12 protein-coding genes and 2 pseudogenes are annotated in these 19,465 nt (G+C 71.7%); 9 read left to right on the forward strand and 5 right to left on the reverse strand.

From position 1 onward, the window contains the following. Window positions 1-884, reverse strand: an 884-nt coding sequence (locus tag Aau02nite_RS45545; protein ID WP_212994941.1) for an MFS transporter, incomplete at its 3' end; no start/stop codon positions are given. 123 nt (window positions 885-1,007) lie between these two features. Between Aau02nite_RS45545 and Aau02nite_RS45550 the strand changes: the two genes are divergently transcribed. The 3 genes from Aau02nite_RS45550 (at window position 1,008) to Aau02nite_RS45560 (ending at window position 4,452) form a co-directional block, all read left to right on the forward strand. Next, window positions 1,008-1,763: a DeoR/GlpR family DNA-binding transcription regulator gene (locus tag Aau02nite_RS45550; protein WP_212994942.1), complete on the forward strand. Its 756-nt coding sequence runs from the start codon at window positions 1,008-1,010 to the stop codon at window positions 1,761-1,763. Window positions 1,764-1,768: 5 nt separating this feature from the next. After that, on the forward strand, window positions 1,769-2,398 hold the full coding sequence (locus tag Aau02nite_RS45555; RefSeq protein ID WP_212994943.1) for an HAD family hydrolase: 630 nt from the start codon (window positions 1,769-1,771) through the stop codon (window positions 2,396-2,398). 173 nt (window positions 2,399-2,571) lie between these two features. After that, window positions 2,572-4,452 carry a glycosyltransferase family protein gene (locus tag Aau02nite_RS45560; RefSeq protein WP_438841239.1) on the forward strand — a complete coding sequence of 627 codons (1,881 nt, stop codon included), beginning with the start codon at window positions 2,572-2,574 and terminating at the stop codon, window positions 4,450-4,452. 63 nt (window positions 4,453-4,515) lie between these two features. Here the strand turns inward: Aau02nite_RS45560 and pgfA are convergent, their stop codons facing one another. Further along, the gene (gene pgfA / locus Aau02nite_RS45565) at window positions 4,516-5,571 is read right to left on the reverse strand and encodes a cell envelope lipid trafficking protein PgfA (protein ID WP_212994944.1); all 1,056 of its coding nucleotides are present in this window, start codon (window positions 5,569-5,571) and stop codon (window positions 4,516-4,518) included. Window positions 5,572-5,681: 110 nt separating this feature from the next. Between pgfA and Aau02nite_RS45570 the strand changes: the two genes are divergently transcribed. Continuing rightward, on the forward strand, window positions 5,682-6,881 hold the full coding sequence (locus Aau02nite_RS45570) for an acyltransferase family protein (RefSeq protein WP_212994945.1): 1,200 nt from the start codon (window positions 5,682-5,684) through the stop codon (window positions 6,879-6,881). On the opposite strand, the gene Aau02nite_RS45575 is transcribed toward Aau02nite_RS45570, so the two are convergent. Then, window positions 6,770-11,011, reverse strand: coding sequence for an alpha-(1->3)-arabinofuranosyltransferase (locus Aau02nite_RS45575; protein ID WP_212994946.1), 4,242 nt, complete (start codon window positions 11,009-11,011; stop codon window positions 6,770-6,772). The genes Aau02nite_RS45570 and Aau02nite_RS45575 overlap by 112 nt on opposite strands. A gap of 98 nt (window positions 11,012-11,109) precedes the next feature. On the opposite strand from Aau02nite_RS45575, the gene Aau02nite_RS45580 reads away from it, so the two are divergent. After that, on the forward strand, window positions 11,110-12,309 hold the full coding sequence (locus Aau02nite_RS45580; protein ID WP_212994947.1) for a glycosyltransferase family 4 protein: 1,200 nt from the start codon (window positions 11,110-11,112) through the stop codon (window positions 12,307-12,309). Here Aau02nite_RS45580 and Aau02nite_RS45585 read toward each other — a convergent pair. Together Aau02nite_RS45585 and Aau02nite_RS45590 are read right to left on the reverse strand one after the other, a co-directional pair. Beyond that, the gene (locus tag Aau02nite_RS45585) at window positions 12,294-12,455 is read right to left on the reverse strand and encodes a hypothetical protein (RefSeq protein ID WP_212994948.1); all 162 of its coding nucleotides are present in this window, start codon (window positions 12,453-12,455) and stop codon (window positions 12,294-12,296) included. The two genes, Aau02nite_RS45580 and Aau02nite_RS45585, sit on opposite strands and share 16 nt — an antisense overlap. Window positions 12,456-12,530: 75 nt before the next feature. After that, a pseudogene (locus Aau02nite_RS45590) lies at window positions 12,531-14,033 on the reverse strand (MmpA family trehalose lipid delivery protein); the annotation flags it as partial. A gap of 68 nt (window positions 14,034-14,101) precedes the next feature. On the opposite strand from Aau02nite_RS45590, the gene Aau02nite_RS45595 reads away from it, so the two are divergent. The 4 genes and pseudogenes from Aau02nite_RS45595 to Aau02nite_RS45610 all read left to right on the forward strand — a co-directional run. After that, the gene (locus Aau02nite_RS45595; protein WP_212994950.1) at window positions 14,102-15,316 is read left to right on the forward strand and encodes an MATE family efflux transporter; all 1,215 of its coding nucleotides are present in this window, start codon (window positions 14,102-14,104) and stop codon (window positions 15,314-15,316) included. Window positions 15,317-15,319: 3 nt separating this feature from the next. Beyond that, complete coding sequence (locus tag Aau02nite_RS45600; RefSeq protein ID WP_212994951.1) at window positions 15,320-17,791, forward strand: DUF5005 domain-containing protein; 2,472 nt, start codon at window positions 15,320-15,322, stop codon at window positions 17,789-17,791. Window positions 17,792-18,108: 317 nt separating this feature from the next. Next, complete coding sequence (locus Aau02nite_RS45605; RefSeq protein ID WP_212994952.1) at window positions 18,109-19,077, forward strand: recombinase family protein; 969 nt, start codon at window positions 18,109-18,111, stop codon at window positions 19,075-19,077. Next, a pseudogene (locus Aau02nite_RS45610) lies at window positions 19,014-19,465 on the forward strand (recombinase family protein); the annotation flags it as partial. The gene Aau02nite_RS45605 and the pseudogene Aau02nite_RS45610, both read left to right, overlap by 64 nt.

A 19,465-nucleotide genomic window follows, 5' to 3' on the forward strand; every position in this document is an offset into this window, starting at 1 on the left:
CCAACGTCCCCGGACATCACAGCTAGGAGGCGCACGACGGCGGTGCGGCCGTAGCGGTCCAACAGCGTCGGGCCGAACCAGCGGCCGGTTGTCATGGCGATGAGGAATGCCGCGAAGGCCAGGGTGCCGAGCGCGTCCGAGACGTGGTACCCATCGATCGCGGCGACGCTGATCCAGTTGTTCCCGACGCCCTCGGCGAAGGCGAACACGAACACCCCGATGAGCAGCGTGCGCGGTTCCCGCCAGGCAGTCAGCGCGCCGGCCGTCGGCGCCGGCTCGGACCCTTGCCGTCCGACCGGTTCATGGTCGGCGACGAACCGCTGGGCTTGCCACCCCACACCGACCGCGATCAGCACGGCGACGGCGGTCAGGTGCACGGCGACCGGCACGCGCCAGCCCACCGTTGCCGCGCCCAGGAGTGCGCCGATGACCGTTCCGAGGCTGAACCCGGCGTGGAAGCGGGACATGATCGACCGGCGGAGGTGCCGTTCCACCACGGTGCCCTGCACGTTCATCGCCACGTCCCAGGCGCCGTGAGCGAAGCCGACCAGGAACAGCCCTACCGCCACCGGTACGACGCCGCTGAGCGAGCCGACGGCGACCGTGGCGAGGCCGACGCCCAGCAGGACGGCCATGACCGTGACCACGCGCGCCGAGCCGATCCTGGTCACCACCAGGCCGGACAGCGGCAGCGCCAGCAGAGACCCGGCGGCGACCGCGAGCAGCAACAGGCCGAGAGCCGCTGGATCAAGGCCGAGGCGGTCGCGGACCTGCGGAATCCGGGACGCCCAACTGGCGAACGCGAAGCCCGAACCGATGAACGCAGCGTACGTTGCCGCGCCGGCGGCACGGACCGCCGGCGACGTGGCGGCGGTCGGGGTCATGGCGTTCCGCAAACCGCAGCAGAGCACGGAAACCACGTCGTCATCAACATAATTTCGAACGTAACAAACAGATTAAATGTTCGATACGTTGTCTTCTCGGTGACGATAGGGTTCAATGGCGGCATGATGATCGGTGACCGCCACCGGCGGATCCTGGACGCGGTGCAGCAGGCCGGCGAGCTCGGCGTCGGCCAGCTCGCCGAGCTGACCGGCACCTCAGAGATGACCGTGCGCCGAGACCTGGAACAGCTGGCCGAACACGGGATGCTCGAGCGCTACCGCGGCGGCGCGCGCAGCCTCACCCTGCGCGGCGAGGCACCCCCGTTCGCCCTGCGCATGCAGGAAGCCGGGGACTCCAAGCGCCGTATCGCGCAGGCAGTCGCCGCCCTGATCGCCGACGGCGAGGCCGTCGTCATCGACAGCGGCACCACCTGCCTGGAGGTCGCCCGCCTGCTCACCACGCGCCGACTCACGGTCATGCCGCTCTCGCTGCATACGGCCAACACCCTGGCCGGCGCTCCGCAGCTTCGGCTACTGCTGCCCGGGGGCGAGCCGCGGACCGACGAACTGGCCCTGACCGGGCCGCTCACCGAAGCATCATTGGCCGCGCTGCGCTTCGACACCGCGGTCCTCGGCTGCTGCGGGCTGACCGCCGCCGGGCTAACCGCCTACGACCTCGCCGACGCCGCGATCAAACGCGCGATCATCGCCTCCGCCCACCGCGTCTTCGCCGTCGCCGACCCCGCCAAACTCTCACGGACAACCTTGGCGTTTGTGGCGCCCATCTCGGCGCTGAGCATGGTTGTCACCACCGACGACGCAGCCGAGGAGGACACCCGAGCCCTCGTCGGCGCCGGCACCATCGTCCACAAGGCGTGACCGCCATGCCCGACGTCATCTTGTTCGACCTTTTCGGAGTCATCGCCCGCCACCAATCCCTGGCAGGCCGACGAGCGCTCGTGGAGATCGCCGGTGTCCCCGCTCCCGCGTTCTGGGACGTCTACTGGCGGCTACGCATGTCCTACGACCGAGCAGAGGTCACCGGCGCCGAGCACTGGCACCAGATTGCCACCGAGCTGGGTACCACATTCGACGCGGACCGGATCAGCGCGCTCATCCGCGCAGACACCGCGAGCTGGAACGCCGTCAACAACGACATGGTCGCCCTGATCGAACAGGCCGCGGCCTCAGGCGTGCGCCTGGCGCTGCTGTCGAATGCTCCCGAGGAACTCGCCACCTACTACGAACAGCACCACACTCGCTGGCTGCAGCACTTCGAACTCATCGCCTTCTCGTGCCGCATCGGCCACGCCAAACCGGAACCCGAAGCCTTCCGCTGGTGCTGCAACAAGCTGGGCGTAACACCCGAACGAATCCTGTTCATCGACGACCGCACCGAAAACGTCCACGCCGCGCAACGCCTCGGCATACACACCCACCTGTTCATCGACCCCGCCACTACAGCGCAAGAAATCAACATGTGCCGGCGGCGCGTCGCCGCGCCGCCGGTGTAGCCATTGTCGCTGACGCAGCATCTGCTACTGCTCTATCAGCAGGTCGGCGAGCGCCAGCGGGTCGTCGGGCATTGCCATCGGCAGACCCGGATACCGGGCCCTTCGGCAGCCGGCAGGTGTTCCGCCCCGGCCCACACGGCTCGGAATCCTGTGGCACCCTACTGGTCATGTCGATGCCCGAGCCTGACCTGGCTGACTATGACGCCGCTGCGGACCCGGCATTGGCGGCGCCGGGGTTTCTCGAGCGGTGGGTTCAGGCGGACCGGGTCCGGGCCGTGGCGATGGCCCTGATCGTGGTGACGGTGGTCTGGCGGGCGGTTATCGCGACCCGGGGTTACTTCTCCCAGGACGAGTTCGTGATCGCGGCGCGGGCGATCGACACCGGGTTGACCGTCGATTTTCTGTTCGAGGTCTTCAACGGTCACCTGATGCCTGCCGGCCTTGGGCTGACCTGGCTGCTGGTGCGGGTCGACGGGCTGGCGAGCTGGCCTTGGATGCTGCTGCTCATCGTCGGGCAGGCGGCGGTGAGCGTGGCCTTCTACCGGCTGCTGCGTGCTCTCCTGCGGCCGGGGTGGGCCGTGCTGGTGCCGCTGTGCATGTTTGTGTTCAGCCCGCTGACCCTGGAGGTCAGTTCGCTGTGGATGGTCGGGCTGCTGATGCTGCCCGTCCAGCTGGCCATGGTTCTGGCCATCGGGGCGCAGCTGCGGTACGCGCGTACCGGCCGGCATCGGTATGGGGTGGCTGTGCTGCTGGCGGTGGTGTTCGGGCTGGCTTTCGACACCAAGGCGCTGCTGATCGTTCCGCTGGTGTTTCTGCTGGCCGTGCTCCTGTTCTGCGACGGGGGCCCGGTCGCGAGCGTGCGGGCGGCGATCCGCCGGTTCTGGGTCGGTTGGGTGGCGCTGGCCGTGCTGAGCGCCGCGTACGTGCCGTTCTACCTGTCCCGGCCGGCACCGCGCCTGGAGCAGTCCGGATCGCCCGGCGGCGCAGTCGCGTTCGTGGGAGATCTGGTCGGCAGGACCCTGGTGCCCGCTTTGTTCGGCGGTCCCTGGCGCTGGACGTACGCCGGCGACGGCCCGGCCCTGGTCGACCCGCCCGTGCTGGGCGTGTGGGCGGCCTGGGCTGTGCTCCTGGCCCTGATAGTGGTGACCGTGCGGCGGCGTGCGTCGGCGCGCCGGGCGTGGCTGTTGCTGCTCGCGTATGTCGCCATGGTCACCGCGCTGTTCATCGTGACCCGGCTCGGCAGCGCGCTGGGCAGCATAGCCGGCCTGGTTCCCCGCTACGTGGCGGACGTCGTGGTGGTCGCCGCACTGTGTGTCGGGGTCGCTCTGCTGGGTCTTCGGGACCGGGCGGAGCGGGATGCGGGGCCGTGGCCGGTGCCGCCGGTGCTGCGGGAACCGGGTGCCGTGGCGGTGGGGGTGGTTGCCGTGGTTGTGGTCGCGGTGACCATCGCCGGAGGCACTCTGTGGAGCTTCACCGGGTTCTACGACAACTGGCAGACCAAACACGGGCGCGACTACCTGGCGACGGCGGAGGCCGAGCTGGCCGCGGCGCCGCCCGGTACGGTCCTGGTGGACAACGCCGTGCCCGACCGGGTCGTTGCCGGCTACTTCTATCCGGACAACCTGCAGTCGCACTTCTTTCGTGCGGCGAAGCGGCAACCCGCCTTCGTGACCGCGGCCGAGCAACTGTCGATGTTCGACGACACCGGACGCATCCGGCCGGCCACCGTGGATGGCTTGGACATCGTCCCCGGACCCGCCGACGAGTGCGGCCACCGGGTCTCGTTCGGTTCCGCCCGCCGGATCCCGCTGGAGGCACCGGCCGAGGACTGGCCGTGGTGGATCCACGTCGCATACGTCAGCTCCGGCGACTCGACCGTGACGTTCCGGTTAGGCGAGGCGACCCAGGTGTTCGGCGTGCGCCGTGGGCTCAACCAGATCTACTTCAAGTTGCAGGCCAAGGGCGACGCGGTGCAGCTCAGCATCGCCGACCCGGGAGTGACCTTGTGCACCCGATACATCAGCGTCGGAAAAGTCGTACTCAAGCCGTTCTGAGCTGAGCCCGGACGCAGAGCGGCGGGGCCGGCCGCGAAGCCTGCCCCGCCGTGCGTGCGGGTGTTACGCCGAGACGCCGGACTCGGCCCCGCTGATCTCCTCGGCGCGGTGCCGGGCGGCCGACCGCCGCCCCGTGGTGACCAGGATCAGGCCCAGGATCAGCAGCAGCGCGCCGAGCACGGCCAGCCCGATCGGCAGGTTCCGGCTGATGAGCTGCACCTGGCTCTTGGTGTCACCGGCCGACGACACGTTGTTACTGATCGTCTGGTCGGTGTAGGAGAAGTTTCCGTCCAGCAGCGCGGTCGGCGTGCCGGTGTTCGGAGTCAGCGTCTTCTTCTGCTGCTCCTGCACCTTGATGAAGGTTCCGGTGACCGGCTCCACCCAGATCGTCCGGGTGTTGCTGTAGGACACCTGGCCCGAGGTGGCGCCCGGTGCGAAGTTGTTCAGCAGGCCGGTCAGCCGGTCGGCCGCGAAGTTGAGCGGCGTCTCGGGGATGATCTGCTGGAAGCGGTAGGTCTCGAGGCCCTTGATGGTCTCGGTGCCCTGGAACGAGATCGGCAGCGCCTTGCGCAGGTCGCGGTCGAAGTACTGGTACGTCTTCTTCTCGGTGCCGAACGGGAACTTGTAGTGCTGACCGACGAAGGTGACCTTCGAGTCGCCCTTCGGGCCCGCGTCCTGCAGGTACTGCTTGTCCCAGGCAGCGGCGGCCGCGGTGTCGCGGTCGATCGCCAGCTCGGCCTTGTACTGGCTCACCATGTAGTTCTGCTCGAGCCACGTCACCGTGCCGTAGCCGTTCCAGACGACGGTGTCGCCCTCGAGGTCTCCGGTCAGCTCGGACTCGGTGAGGTCGGGCCGGGGCTGCACCTCGGTGACCGACTCCAGCGTCCCGGTCTGGATCGCCACGACCGGGGCGTCGCCGCCCTTGGTCTGCAGGAACCGCGCGTTCTCGGCCCTCGCGACACTGGGCCGCAGGCAGCCCTCGGACTGCCCTTCCTTGCACATGGCCAGGTCGTACGGCAGCCGTGCGACGGCGGGGGCTACATAGAACGCACATCCAGCCGCAATCACCAAGACAAAGACGCCGATGCCGAACAACACGGCGCCCAAGCGAGCCTTCACAGATCCTCCCCAACGAGACTGTCGGCCGGTATCCCAGGAGCGGTCCGATCACCAATAATGGGCGCAGGTTACTCGCCGGTCACATAGTTGCGCGACCCCTAGGACGGTTTATGTCTGCGTCGATATCTCAACGGTCCCTTCATCGCCTCCCGGCGCTCGACGCGATGCGCGTCATCGGCGCCCTCGCGGTGATCGGGCACCACGTGGGCTTCGCGTCCGGGATCAACACCGGCATCGGTCCGTGGGCCGGGTGGTTCGCCCGGCTGGACATCGGTGTCGCGATCTTCTTCGTGCTCTCCGGCTTCCTGCTGTACCGGCCGTACGCGCACGCCCAGGCCACCGCGAACCGCCGGCCCGGCGCCGGGCGGTACCTCTGGCGCCGGGCGATGCGGATCCTGCCGGCGTACTGGGTGACCGTGGTGGTGGTGCTGCTCGCGATGCCGCGCGCCGAGCCGGAGTCCGGGGCGGACTGGGTCCGGCACTTCACGCTGACCCAGATCTACGCGCCGAACCAGCTGAGCGACGGGCTCAGCCAGACCTGGAGCCTGGCCACCGAGGTCGCCTTCTACGTGCTGCTGCCGGTGTTGGCGTTCGGGCTGACCCGCGGGCGGCGGCGGGTCAGCCGGCCGCTGCTGATCCTCGCCTGGTCCGTGGCGATCACCGGCGTCTGGGTGACGCTGATGGGCCTGGGGCTGCTGTCGCTGGGGCTGCACACGACGTGGCTGCCCGCGTACGCCCTCTGGTTCGGCGCGGGCATGGCACTCGCCTCGATCCACACGGCACTGCGCAACGACTACATGCCCCGCTGGCGCTTCCTGGACGACCTGGGCCGGGCGCCGCTGGCCTGCTGGGCGGCGGCGCTGGCAATCCTGGCCATCGCCAGCACCCCGATCGCCGGGCCGCGCGACCTCGCCGAGCCCACCGCCGGCGAGTTCGGGCTCAAGATGCTGCTGTACGCGATGTTCTCGGTCCTGCTGATGCTGCCGATCGCGTTCGGGCCGGAGACCCGGACGAAGGCGGCGTTCAGCTCCGGCACCGCCCGCTGGCTGGGCACGGTGTCGTACGGGCTGTTCCTGTGGCACCCCTTCGTTCTGCAGTGGATCTACGTGATCGGCGACATCCCGGACTTCACCGGCGACCCGCTGACCATCTACGTGCTGACCGTGGCGGGTGGACTGCTGCTCGCCACGGCCAGCTACTACGTCGTGGAGCGCCCCTTCCAGCGCCTGAGCCACCGCTGGCCCCGGCCGCCGCGGCCCAGGACCACCGAGAGCCAGAGGCCGGTGGCGGCGGCCAGCGCGGCGAGCTGAGGCAGCGCCGCGGTGTGCCCGGTGGTGCTCAGCGTCAGCCAGCCGGCCAGCGTGAAGAGCACCACCGGCAGCAGGAAATCGGCCCAGCCCACGGCCCGCCGCAGGCGCTGCCGGTCGTCGGTGCCGAACTGCGGTTGCAGCGTGCGCAGCGTCACCACGGCGGCGATACCGAGCAAGGCCAGGCCGCCGGCCGCGGTGCCCCCGACGGCGAGCAGGGCCGCTCCGCCGATGAGCGCGGCCAGCAGCCGGCGCCAGCGGCGGGCGGGCAGACCCGGCAGCAGGAGGCTGCGGCGCACCGGCAGCATCGCGGCCACGGCGACCCCGCCGAGCAGCAGGGCGCCGCCGCCGATCGCGGCCGAGTACGCGGTGTCCGGGGCGAACCGCAGCACCACGTCGCCGCTGAAGCCGGCCGGCACGAGCCAGCCCTGCTGCCAGCCGTCCATGACCAGCGGCTTGAGGGTGCGCCCCTTGATCGTGGCTTCCCAGCCGGGGTTCTGATTCTCCCGCAGGCTCAGCACCCGCGCGTTCCGGTACGCGTCCAGCTGCACCCGGCGCAGCGTCGGCCCCCAGGACTTGACCTCCACCGGGGTCTGGCGGTCGGTTTCGGTGGTCGGCAACCCGGCGCCCTGCCCCGCGGCGGCCGGGGTAAGGCTCAGCCGTACGGGCGTGGCCAGCGCCGAGGCGGAGGCGACGATCCGGGCCGGACCGGCATTGACCGGAATCGGCGCGGCGGCTCCCCGACCGCACAGTTGGGCCGGGACCTCACGCATCTCGACCAGGTCGCGGCGGCTCGCCACCAGCGCGGTGGTGCGCTTGACGCCGTTGACGTCGACCACCGGCCCGCTGCCGCACCGCAGGGTCAGCTTGGTGTCCGGGGCGAAGCGCTGCGGCTCGGCGTCGGGCAGGGCGGTGAACTCGCCGACCGCGACCGGCAACGCACGGTGGACGTTGCGGTACGGATCGTAGGATCTGGCCGGCACGGTGTCCGAGACCAGCACGGTGATCTCGTCGGTGACCATCGGACGGTCGAAGACCATGCTGCCGCCCTCGTCCAGGAAGCCGTTCCGGACGTCGTCGTCGCCGAGCACGGTGACCTGACTGGGCCGGGAGGACGCGGTCGTGGCCAGCAGCCGGATCCGGACGCCGCTGATCGGCCGGGCGGACGGCCAGGTCAGCCGGAGCCACGGGTGTTCGTCCTCGTCGGCGGCGTGCCAGGCGGTGCCCGAATCGCCGTCGACCGCGGCGCCGGGGCGGGCGGCCGGCTCGGGCACCCCGATGCTGGACGCGGTCACGGTCGGCGTGATCCCGCCGGTGGTCACCGCCGCGCCGCCGGCGTCGAGCAGCGCGTTGAGGGCGGCGCCGGGACGGGCCCGGGCCCGCACCCCGATCTCGTACGACGTGCTGACCGGCACGGTGGCGGTGCGGTCGATCAGGGTGCCGTCCTCGGAGCCGCGGGCCAGGTCGCCGGAGCAGGCCACCCGACCGGCGTCGAAGTAGCACGCCGGGACGGCCTGGGCGGCGGCGAACACCATGCCGGCGGCCCGGCCGGGCACCGGCGACGGCGGCACGGCCAGGGTGCGCCGCGCGGTCACGCCCGGGATGACGAGTTCGGCGATGCCGACCCCGCCGTAGCCGAACCGCACGTCCAGCACTTCGTCGACGGTGATCCGGATCCGATCGGTCGGCACGATGCCGGTCAGCGGCACGGTGACGGTGGTGGCGTTGACGGGGTAGCCGACCGGTTTGTTCGCGCCGGCCCACACGCTGATCCGCCGGGGCACTGAGTCGGCGCCCAGGTCGAAGGTCATGGTCAGCTCGCGGACCACCCGCGGGGACGGCAGCCGCACCTCCAGCCACTGGCCGGGGGCGAAGGTGCCGGGCGCGGACCGCCAGGACGTGCCCGGGTCGCCGTCCAGCGCGGCGTACGGCTGATAGGCCGGCCGCGCCCCGGACAACGGCTGCGCGTCGGCGAACGAACTGGCCGCGCTGACCGCCTCGATGCCGGTGTAGCGCACGCTGGTCTCGATCCCGTCGCCGCCCGCCGGCAGGTAGTCGCGGGCGGGCGCGCCGAGCCGGGGTTGTTCGGCCGCCGTCATGGTGGCCGAGGCGCTGTCGTGCGCCAGTCCGAACGCCACCTCCTTGCGGCGCATGCCGTCGGTGAGCAGCACCGGTCCGGCGGGCAGGTCGGCGGGGCGGTCGTGGGCCAGCACCGTCGGCCCGGCCGGTAGCGCCCCCGCGGCGGCGGCGGACAGCACCGACTCCGGCCCGCCCACCACCGTGGTCAGGCTGCTCGCGTCGTACGCGGTGACCGGCTGGACCGGCCGGTTGACCTCCCACACCTCGAGCGCCCGCACCGACGGGTTGAGCCCGTTGTCGACGAACGTGTCCGGCAGCGAGCCACCACCCACGTACGGGCCGAAGCCGGTGACCATGCTCATTCCCGCCGACCGGAGCAGCGCCTGGCGCACGATCATCGGCTGGGTGGCGCCGGATCGGCCGTAGTCCAGGTCGGAGCGGAGCAGCAGATACCGCACGCCGGAGCGGCTCAGCAGGTCGGCCAGCCCGGGCGAGCCGGCGCCGCTGGACAGCACGCCGTCGATCGCGTCGAGCAGGCGGATGGTGGCGGGCGGGGTGAGCGGGATCGAGTTGCGCACGCCCCAGCGGCTGTTCAGCAGCGGCTGGGTGATCTCGTCGCTCGGGCTGCCCCACAGGTATCGCGGGAACCGCGAGCCGGGCACCACCAGGACGTGCTCCTGATCGAGGTGCCGGTCGAGCCAGGTGGAGGCCTCGCGCCAGTAGCCGGGGACGCTGTGGAAGCTGCCGTGTGCGGCCAGCCCGCCGCCCAGCGCGGGTGCGGCCACCGCGGCCACCGCGGTGAGGGCGACGCCGGTGACCACGCCGGCCCGCAGCCGGGCCCGGTCGCGGGCCTCGCCGGACCCGGTCGCGGCCGCGCGCAGGGCCAGCCCGAGCAGGTGGGTCAGCCCGAGGATCAGCGGCAGGCGCAGCACCACGTCGAACTTGTGCACGTTGCGCAGCGGCGCGCCGGCCCCGTCGAGGAACGCCTGCTGCGACTCGGCGAACAGTCCGCCGACCGCGCCGACGTGCCCGAAGCCGACCAGCGCCAGGCCGGCGAGCAGGCCGGTGATCAGGAACCAGCGGTGCGGTATGCCGCGCCGGGCCAGCCCGGCCACGCCCAGCCCGGCGACCACCAGCGTGGCGATGATCAGCGGCCGTTCGGTGGCCAGCCGCCAGCCGGCGGTCCAGGCCGCACCGAACGACCCGCCCAGGTACGCGTGCCAGTGCGAGGCCCCGCGCAGCACCGAGACCAGGTCGGTCGGCGCGGTGGTCACGGCGGCGGTCTCGATGTAGTCCAGGAACGGCGGGCTGTACCGGCCCAGCAGCAGCAGCGGGATCACCCACCAGGCGGTCGCGCAGGCCACCGCGATGCCCCAGCCCAGCAGGGCACGCAGCCGCAGCCGGACGGGGTGCAGCCCGAGCAGCCAGATGGCGGCAAGCGGCACGACGGCCAGCACAGCGGTGGCGTTGACCCCGCCGGCGCAGGCGACCACGAGCGCGGACCTGGTCACCGCGCGCCGGATCGGCGCGCCGTCGCGCAGGGCGATCAGCGGCACCAGCACCCAGGGCGCCAGCGCGCTGGGCCAGGCCTCGACCGAGATCGGGCCGAGCTCGGTGAGCAGCCGGGGCGAGAGCGCGAACGCGACACCGGCGATGATCCGGGCCCACGGCGTACCGATGCCCAGCTTCTCGGCCAGCTTGACCACGCCGGTGAACGCCACCGTCATGACCAGCGACCACCACAGCCGCTGAATCACCCAGGCCGGGATGGTGAGCAGTTTGCCGGCCAGGAAGAACGAGCCCATCGGCCAGAGGTAGCCGTACGCCTGGTTCTGCAGCTGGCCGAAGGTGCCCGCCGGGTCCCAGACGTGCAGCGCGCGGCTGAGCCAACCGGCCGGGTCGACCACCAGGTCGACCTTGGTGTCGATGGCAAGCAGGCCGGGGTCCTGCAGGAACGCCAGCGCCGTGAGGCCGAGGCAGACCGCCAGCAGCCGGAGCCGCCAGACGGCCCGGGGTACGCCGTCTCCGGTACCGACCGCAACGGTCGAGTTCACAGCCGGGCGCATGTTGCTCCTGTTCCAGCATTGCGGAGTCCCCGAGGGACCCCATAATGTGACGCAACCGCGAATGCTACTCGCGAGTAGGGGTGATTGTGGACAGACCGGCAGGCGTCTCCGGACACGTACTCTTCCTCAATTGGCGCGATACCCGGAACCCACACGGGGGCGGCTCCGAGGTGTACGTGGAGCGGATCGCCGGTGAGCTGGTCCGCCACGGTCACCGCGTCACGCTGTTCTGCGCGGCGCACACCGAGGGCCCGGCCGAGGAGGTCACCGCGCACGGGGTGCGGGTGCTCCGCCGCGGCGGCCGGCACACCGTATACCTGCGCGCGGCGCTGGCGTACCTGGCCGGATGGCTGGGCTTCGGTCCGCTGAGCCGGCGGCACGGCGGGCGCCCCGGCGTCATCGTCGACGTCGGCAACGGCCTGCCCTTCCTCTCCCCACTCTGGGCGCACTGCCCGGTCATCGCGCTCGTGCACCATGTGCACCGCGAGCAGTGGCCGGTGGTGCTCACCCCGCGGTTGGCCCGGATCGGCTGGTGGATCGAGTCGGAGCTGGCGCCCCGGGTCTACCGGAAGTGCCGATACGTCACGGTTTCCGCCGCCACCCGCGACGAACTCGCGGTGCTCGGCGTCGACCCGGAACGGGTGACCATCATCCACAACGGCACTCCTGACATGACGACCGGTCCGGTGGCCCGCACCGCGTACCCCTCGCTCGTGGCCCTGGGCCGGCTCGTTCCGCACAAGCAGGTCGAGGTGGCGCTGCACGCCGTCGCCGCGCTCTGCGGCGAACTGCCCGGCCTGTCCCTCGTCGTGGCCGGCCAGGGCTGGTGGGAGAACGAACTGCGCGCGCACGCCACCCGGCTGGGCATCGCCGAGCGGGTGCGGTTCGCAGGATTCGTCACCGATGCGGAGAAGCGCACCCTCATGAGTGAGGGGTGGGTGGCTCTCAACCCGTCGCTGAAGGAGGGCTGGGGCCTGACCATCGTGGAGGCCGGCGCGGTGGGCACGCCGACCGTGGCGTTCCGCGGTGCCGGCGGGGTCGAGGAATCCCTCGTGGACGACCTGACCGGCCTGCTCGCGGACGATCAGGACGACTTCACCGCGAAGGTGCGGCTGTTGCTGACCGATGACACCCTCCGGCGGGCGATGGGCGCCGCGGCTCGCGCGCACGCGGCGCAGTTCACCTGGCCCGCGGCGGGTGACAAGTTCGCGGCCCTCATAGCGAGGGCCGCGAACCGGACGGCGGACGGAGAGTCGCCGGTGAGACAGAACTACCTGGTGCCGTAGACGCCCGGTGCGGCATCGGTGCCCTTGAGGGTGTCCGCCGCCTCGGCCGATGACCCGGTGAGCGTGGACGCCAGCGCCACCGAGCCGAGTACACCGAGGACCAGAGCGACCGTCCCGGCGAGAACCAGCGGGAGTGCTTTGCGCATCTTTCGACTTCCTTCTCGAGAGCGACGTGCGCGGCACGTTACCACCTAGTAACTTGTTTGCGAAGACCTGTATTCATAGAGCTGGAGGTCAATGCCGGCATGCACCAGGTGGAAGCCGGACAAGGCGGTCGGCGGGATCCCGGCGCCACCCACGACCCGCTGCACGACCACCCAGCGCACACCGAGCCCGGAGAGCGGCCGGCCGGCCGCCAGCGCCTCCCGTACGGCCTCGGCCCGGCGGTCCTCGCCGCGCACCACCCGGTCGCCGACGATCAGGCGGTCGTCGACCAGCACGTCCGCATCGACGTACCGGGGCAGCGGATCGAGCACGGTCCGGCCGTCGTTCCACGGGTAGGTGCGGTAGGCGGCGAAGGGCAGCGAAACCACCGCCCCCGGTTCCCGGTCGATCCGCGCGGCGACCACGGCGAAGTCCGCCGGGTAGGACACCGGCCGGAGCCGGCCGAACCCGCCGCCGGCCAGGTCCGGCAGCAGCACGACCGGCAGCAGCAGTGCGCCGATCAGCACCGGGCGCCGGCCGAGCCGTTCGGCGCCGAGCGCCGCGCAGAGGCAGAGCAGCAACGCGTACGGGATGAGGAACTTCTGCCCGTCGCGCAGCACGCCGGCCCCCGGCACGTGCGCGACCAGCCACTCCAACCCACCGGCCACGCCGGGCAGCACCGCGAGCACGGCCAGCAGGAACCCGCCCGCGGCCAGCACCGCGAGCCGGATCGCCAGCTCGGCCCGGCGCCGGCGCAGCAGGTGCCAGCCGTAGCCGGCGAGGGCCAGCAGCAGCAGGGTGCCGACCGCGGCCAGCGGCGAGGTGCGGCTGGGCAGGGTGGCCTGGGCGTTCCAGATGCCGCCGGTACCGGCCAGCGCGCCCAGCGGACCGGTCCAGTCGGTGCCGCGGGCCGCGAACGCCGCCACCCCGGCCGGGTCGCTGCGGCCGTCCGCGCCGGTCAGCAGCCCGGCCATCGCCCAGGGCGCGTTGAGCAGCGCGACTCCCCCGACGGCGCCGGCCGACCACGCCGGCCGGCCCACCGGCGCCAGCACCACCACGGCGACCAGTGCGATCAGCCCGCCCGTGGGCGTCACCGCCGCCAGCGCCCCGAAACCCAGCACGCCGAGCAGGGCGCGCCGGTTGCCGTCGCGCAGGCGCAAGGCCGCGGCGATCAGCCAGGGCAACGCCGCGTACGCCAGCAGCAGCCCCCACTGGCCGAGCAGCAGCCGCTCCGCCAGGTACGGCGTCCAGGCGTACCCGACCGCGGCGACCATCCGGGTGAGCAGCCGGCCGGCGGGCACCAACCGACCCGCGCCGGTCGCCGCGAGCAGCACGATCGCCGCCAGCACCACCCGCTGCACCAGCCAGCCGGGCGCGACCGTGGCCGACAGCGAGACCAGCGCGTCCAGTGGAACCGCGCGCGGCAGGGTCGCGGCCGGCCAGATCAACTCGGCGCGCAGCGGCTGGTGCGGCACGAAGACCATGTCGTAGGCGAGCACGTAACCTGGCGCGGCCAGCGGCGCCAGCACGGCGAGCAGAACGGCGAGCGCGGTGCACGGCAGGGCCAGTCGGTCCCGCACGGTTACCTCCTCACCGATCTGGCCGTGACTCGGCGTCACCTTACGCAACAACCGGACGGGACGGCAGCATGACCAGGCGGGACGGCATCGGCGCAGCGGGGATCGCGGTCACCGCGGCGGGCGTGCTGGCGAATCTGCTGGCGTACGTCGTACCGGTGCTCGGCGCCCGGCTGCTGACCGCGGCCGACCTCAGCGCCCTGGCCACGCTGCTGGCGATGACCGCGATCGCGGGCGTGGCCAGCACCGGCCTGCAGATCGCGGTGGCCGTGCACCGGGCCCGGCTCGGCCCGTCGCCGGCCACCCGGTCAGCGGTGCTGACCGTGGCGGTGACCGCCGGCGCGCTGCTGGCGGCGCTGCCGGTCGCGGTGCTGGTGCTGCGGCTGCCGGCGCTGGCCACGGTACTCGCGGGGGTCTCCACGATCGGTGTGGTGGCGGCCGGCCGCTGGCTCGGTGAGATGCAGGGTGACCAGCGGTTCCTGCCGCTGGCCGCAGGCCTGGCGATCCTCGCCGGCGGCCGGTACGGCGGGGTGGTCGCCGGGCTGGCGCTGGACGCCGGGCTGACCGGTTCGCTGCTGATCGGCGCGGCCACCGCGATCCTGGTGCTGCCGGTGCTGCACGTGCTGGCCCGCCGGCCGGGGGTGGTGCCGGTCGGCTCGCCGGTCGCGGCCCGGGCCGTGCTGACCGCGGGTACGGCGACCCTGGCGATGCTCGTGGTCTCGTACGCCGACCTGCTGCTGGCGCGCCGGTTCCTGCCGTTCGACGCCTCCGGGGCGTACGCGGTGGGCACCGTGCTGACCAAGGGCGCGCTCTGGGCCCCGCAGGTGGTCACCGTGCTGGCGCTGCCCCGGCTGGCCCAGGGCAACGCCCGTACCCTGCGGCTCGCCCTCGCCCTGGTCGGCGCGAGCGGGCTGGTGCTGACCGCGGCCGCGGCGGCCGGCGGCGGGCTGGCCTTCCGGCTGGCCGGCGGCCCGGACTACGCGTCGCTGGGCCGGTACGCCCCGGTCTTCGCCGCCACCGGCGCCCTCTACGGCCTGGTCTTCGTGCTGATAAACGCCCAGGTCGCGGCCAGTGCGCGGTGGCCGTCGGGTCCGCTGTGGATCGTCACCGCAGGCTTCGTGGCGGTCGCCTGGCTGGCCCTGCCGCACACCCTGGCCGGCATCGCGTTCGGCGCGCTCGGGGCGGCCGCGGCGGCGCTGACCGGCACCACCGTCCTGGTTGGACTCCGGCTGCGCCGGGCCGTTATCGACCGGCAACCGGAGCGTGGAACACTGTCGATCGGATAGCCGATGGACGGGGGTCTCAGGGTGCCGGCTCTGCCGCGATGGCTGCTGTACTGCTGGGCGGTGCTGCTGTTGCTCGCCGCTGCCGCGGCCGCCGGCCCGTCGGCCGCGCCCGCCACCTCCGGCCGAATCGCCGCCGACACGCTGACCAAGATGTTCCGCTCGTACGGCGACACCTCCGGCCAATGGCTCGGCGCCGACCGCACCGCCTCGGTGCGACTGCCCGACGGCCGGGTCCTGTGGCTGTTCTCGGACACCTTCCTGGGCCGCCCGGCCCCGGACGGGTCCCGTCCGGCGTCGTCGCCGCTGGTGCACAACTCGGCGATCATCCAGGACGGCAGGACTCTGGGTGCCACCGTGCACGGCGGGACCCCCACTGTTCCGAACTCGCTGATCCCGACCGACAAGGACGAGGAATTCCACTGGGTCGGGGACGCGTCGGTCTCCGGCGGCGGCGTGCAGGTGCTGGTCAACCGGTACGGCCGGACCGGCGCCGGCCCGCTCGACCACCAGCTGCGGGGCACCGCGCTGGCCGTCTTCGACCTGCCCGGGCTGCGCGCCGAGCGGGTCGAGGCGCTGCCGCTGGGCGACCGCGTCTCGTGGGGCTCCGAGGTGCTGCCGGACGGCAACCACACCTACGTGTACGGCACCGAACCGGCGGGCACCATGAAGTTCGCCCACATCGCCCGGGTGGCCGGCACCGATCTACGCAAGCCGTGGGAGTTCTGGACCGGGACCGGCTGGTCGCCGCGCGAGGCCGAGTCCGCGCGGGTGCTCAGCGGCGTCGGCACCAACTACGGCGTGCGCCGGATGAACGGGCAGTACGTGCTGGTCACCCACGAGAACAACCTGATATTCAGCGCCGACTTCGTGGCGTACACCGCGGAAACCCCGACCGGGCCGTTCACCGGGCCGCGGTACCTGTTCCGCGCGCCCGAGACCGATGCCGGGCACATCGTCTACGACGCCGACCTGCACCCCGACCTGGCCCGGCCGGGCAAGCTCCTGATGTCGTACAACGTCAACAACCTGGACGACAAGGTCGCTTACTCGGACGCCAACATCTACCGCCCGCGCTTCGTGGAGGTCGCCTGGCCGCCCGGCTCGCGCTCGCGCAAGGCGCCGAAGCCGCCGGGCGGGCTGACCGCCGCCCCAGCGGGCGCCGGCAACGCGGGCCTGGCCTGGCAGCAGCCGCCGGGCGACGGCCTGACCTACCGGGTCTACCGCCGGGACGCCACCGCGGGACAGACCCACTTCGTCCGTCTGCCCGGCGCTGGTCCCGGCGCGGCCCGCGACTTCCGCTCAGATTTCCTGGACAACGGCCACGTGTACGAGTTCGCGGTGACCGCAGTCAACAAGCACGGCGAGAGCGCGTTCTCGAACGTGGCGACGATGACCGCCACCGTGCCGCCGCCACCGGCGCCGGAGGATGTGCGCGCCGAGACCACACCCACTGGCCAGGTGACCGTACGCTGGTCCCCCGTCCCGTTCGTCCAGCTCTTCAAGGTCTATCACCGCGACCTGACCGCAGACGAGGAGAAGGCCGCCCCGGCGGGCTCCTTCCCCGGCACCAGCGCCACGGTCGGCCCGCTGCGCAACGGCCACAGCTACGAGGTCACTGTGGTGGCCGTGGGCGGCGGCGGCGAGAGCAAGCCGTCCGCGCCGTCCCGGGTGACCGTCAAGGTGGCGCCCCCGGCCGCACCCCGATCCGCGCCGACCGCGACCACCCGCCCGGACGGCTCGGTCGACCTGGCCTGGCCCCAGGTCGCTCCGAACCTGGCCTACCGGGTGTACCGCCGGGACATCACCGCCAGCGAGACCCGCCCGGGCAGCCCGGCGCTCGCCACCGGCACCACCCACCGCGCCCGCGACCTCAAACACAACCACGAGTACGAGTTCGCGGTGGCGGCGGTCAACGACGGCGGCGCAGGCCCACCCTCGCCCACGGTCCGCGTCCGGGCCCGGGTCGCCGCCCCGACCGACCTGAAAGTCACCACAGAGAACGACGAGGTCGAACTTCGCTGGCGGTCGCAGGCAACCTGGCACTGGCTGTACCGCCGCGACGTAACCGTCGGCGAACGCGACTTCAAACGCGACGACATCCCGATCCAAGGCACCCACGCAACGGTGCACGGCCTCCGCGCCGGCCACGAGTACGAATTGGCGGTCGCCGCTCTCACCGGCCCCCGCTCCGAGCCGGTGAAGGTGTCCAAGGCATCAGCCGCGCCGGCCGACGTACGGGCGGTCGCTACCGGCGCGGGCGCGGTCCGGGTCACCTGGCGCGAGACAAAGCCGGGCCAGAGCTACCGCATCGAAATGCGCAACGCGACGGCCGGCGAATCGTGGCGCGAGGACCCCTTCCCGGTGACGGGCAACCGTTTCGACAAGGAATTGCTGATCACGGGCAACCGCTACGAGTTCCGGGTAGTGAGCATGGAGGGCGAAAAGTCGAAAACGGCCTCGATAGCCGTGTCCTGAGGGGACGCTCACCGAAGCGGGCGCCAGGGTGCGGTGTGGCGTCGTGACATGAAGAAGGACCGACATGAGTCCCCGCAGCCTGGTACGGGCCCTGACGGCTCCGGACGTCCGGCTGGAGAGCTAAACCCAACGCCGTTCAGGCATCCAAAGCCTGGCAGTTCTCGCGGGCTCGTAGCCTGATCGAGCCAGCCGGTGGAGAGGCCGTCGCGGAGTTCTTCGACCTCGGGCTTTCCCGCTCGCTGCCATGGAAGCGCCGACCCGAAGCGCTGCGCCTGCTCGACACGATCAAGAGCCCGGCAAGGGACTTCGAGGCGGTAGTGATCGGCGAGCCACAGCGCGCCTTCTACGGCAGCCAATTCGGCATGACCTTCCCAGTCTTCGTGCACTACGGCGTCAGCCTGTGGCTACCTGAGATCGGCGGTGTCATCAACCCAGGAAGCGATGCCCACGACCTCGTGATGGCGCTCTACGGCGGTATGAGCAAAGGCGAACGCAACCGCATCAAGATCCGCGTCCGATCCGCGATGAAGGCACAGACCGAGCTGGAGGGCCGCTTCCTGCACGGACGGCCGCCCTACGGCTACCGCATCGCCGACGCCGGAACGCATCCCAACCCCGGCAAAGCCGCAGAGGGCAAGCGCCTGCACCGCCTCGAACCCGACCCGGTCACCGCCCCGGTCGTGCGGCGCATCTTCGAGGAGTACGTCGCTGGGCGCGGGATGACGACGATTGCACGCGGCCTGACCCAGGACGGCATTCCGTGCCCGTCGGCCTATGACCGCCAGCGCAACCCGCATAGGCGCACCGAGGTTCGGGAGACGACCGCGGTCCGCGCCATCCTGCGCTACACCGGCCGCCAGGTCTGGAACAAGCAACGCACCGATGAAGTCCTCATCGACGTCGAGGACATCGCCCTGGGCCACGAGAACAAGCACCGCTGGAACGACCGCAGCGACTGGGTGTGGTCCAAGGCAGAGGCGCACGAGCCGCTGATCCCGACTGACCTCTACGAGCGAGCGCAGGGAACGGTCAAGACGCGCGGCACGCACAGCAACGTGGGCCGGGCGCCGAGGCGCAGCGTGCGCCCCTACCTGTTCCGCGGCCTCATCACGTGCGGGCTTTGTGACCGCAAAATGGTCGGCAACCCGAATTACGGTCGGCTGTACTACCGCTGCAAGGCATCCGCGACTACGTCCGCCAACACGAAGTCGCTCACCCGCCGGTGCTCTACCTCCGTGAAGAAGCCATCATCGAGCCGATCGACCGCTTCCTCCGCCGAGAGCTGAGCGGCAAGACCCTCGCCGTCAACCTGCGCAGCCTGGCTGATGCCCACTGCCGCGCCCAGCTCGCCGCCTTCCGCGCCAACGACGAGAGCGAACAGCTCAATCGCACCATCGCGGACTGCGACACCAAGATCGAGAGTTACCGCGCCGCGCTCGACGCCGGCAGTGACCCCGCGCTGATCGCCGGCTGGATTCGCGAGACGTCCGCGATTCGTGCGACGGCTGCCGCCGCACTCCGCGTCAGCGCCACCCCACCTCAGCGCCTCAACGAAGATCAAATGGCAGTGATCGTTGACGGCCTCGGAGGCTTGCTCACCGTCCTCCGCAGGGCTGATCCACGCGACAAGGCGGAGCTCTACAGCCGCATCGGCCTTAGAGCTCCTAACACGAT

It is taken from the genome of Actinoplanes auranticolor (assembly GCF_018332655.1).
Lineage (GTDB): Bacteria > Actinomycetota > Actinomycetes > Mycobacteriales > Micromonosporaceae > Actinoplanes > Actinoplanes auranticolor.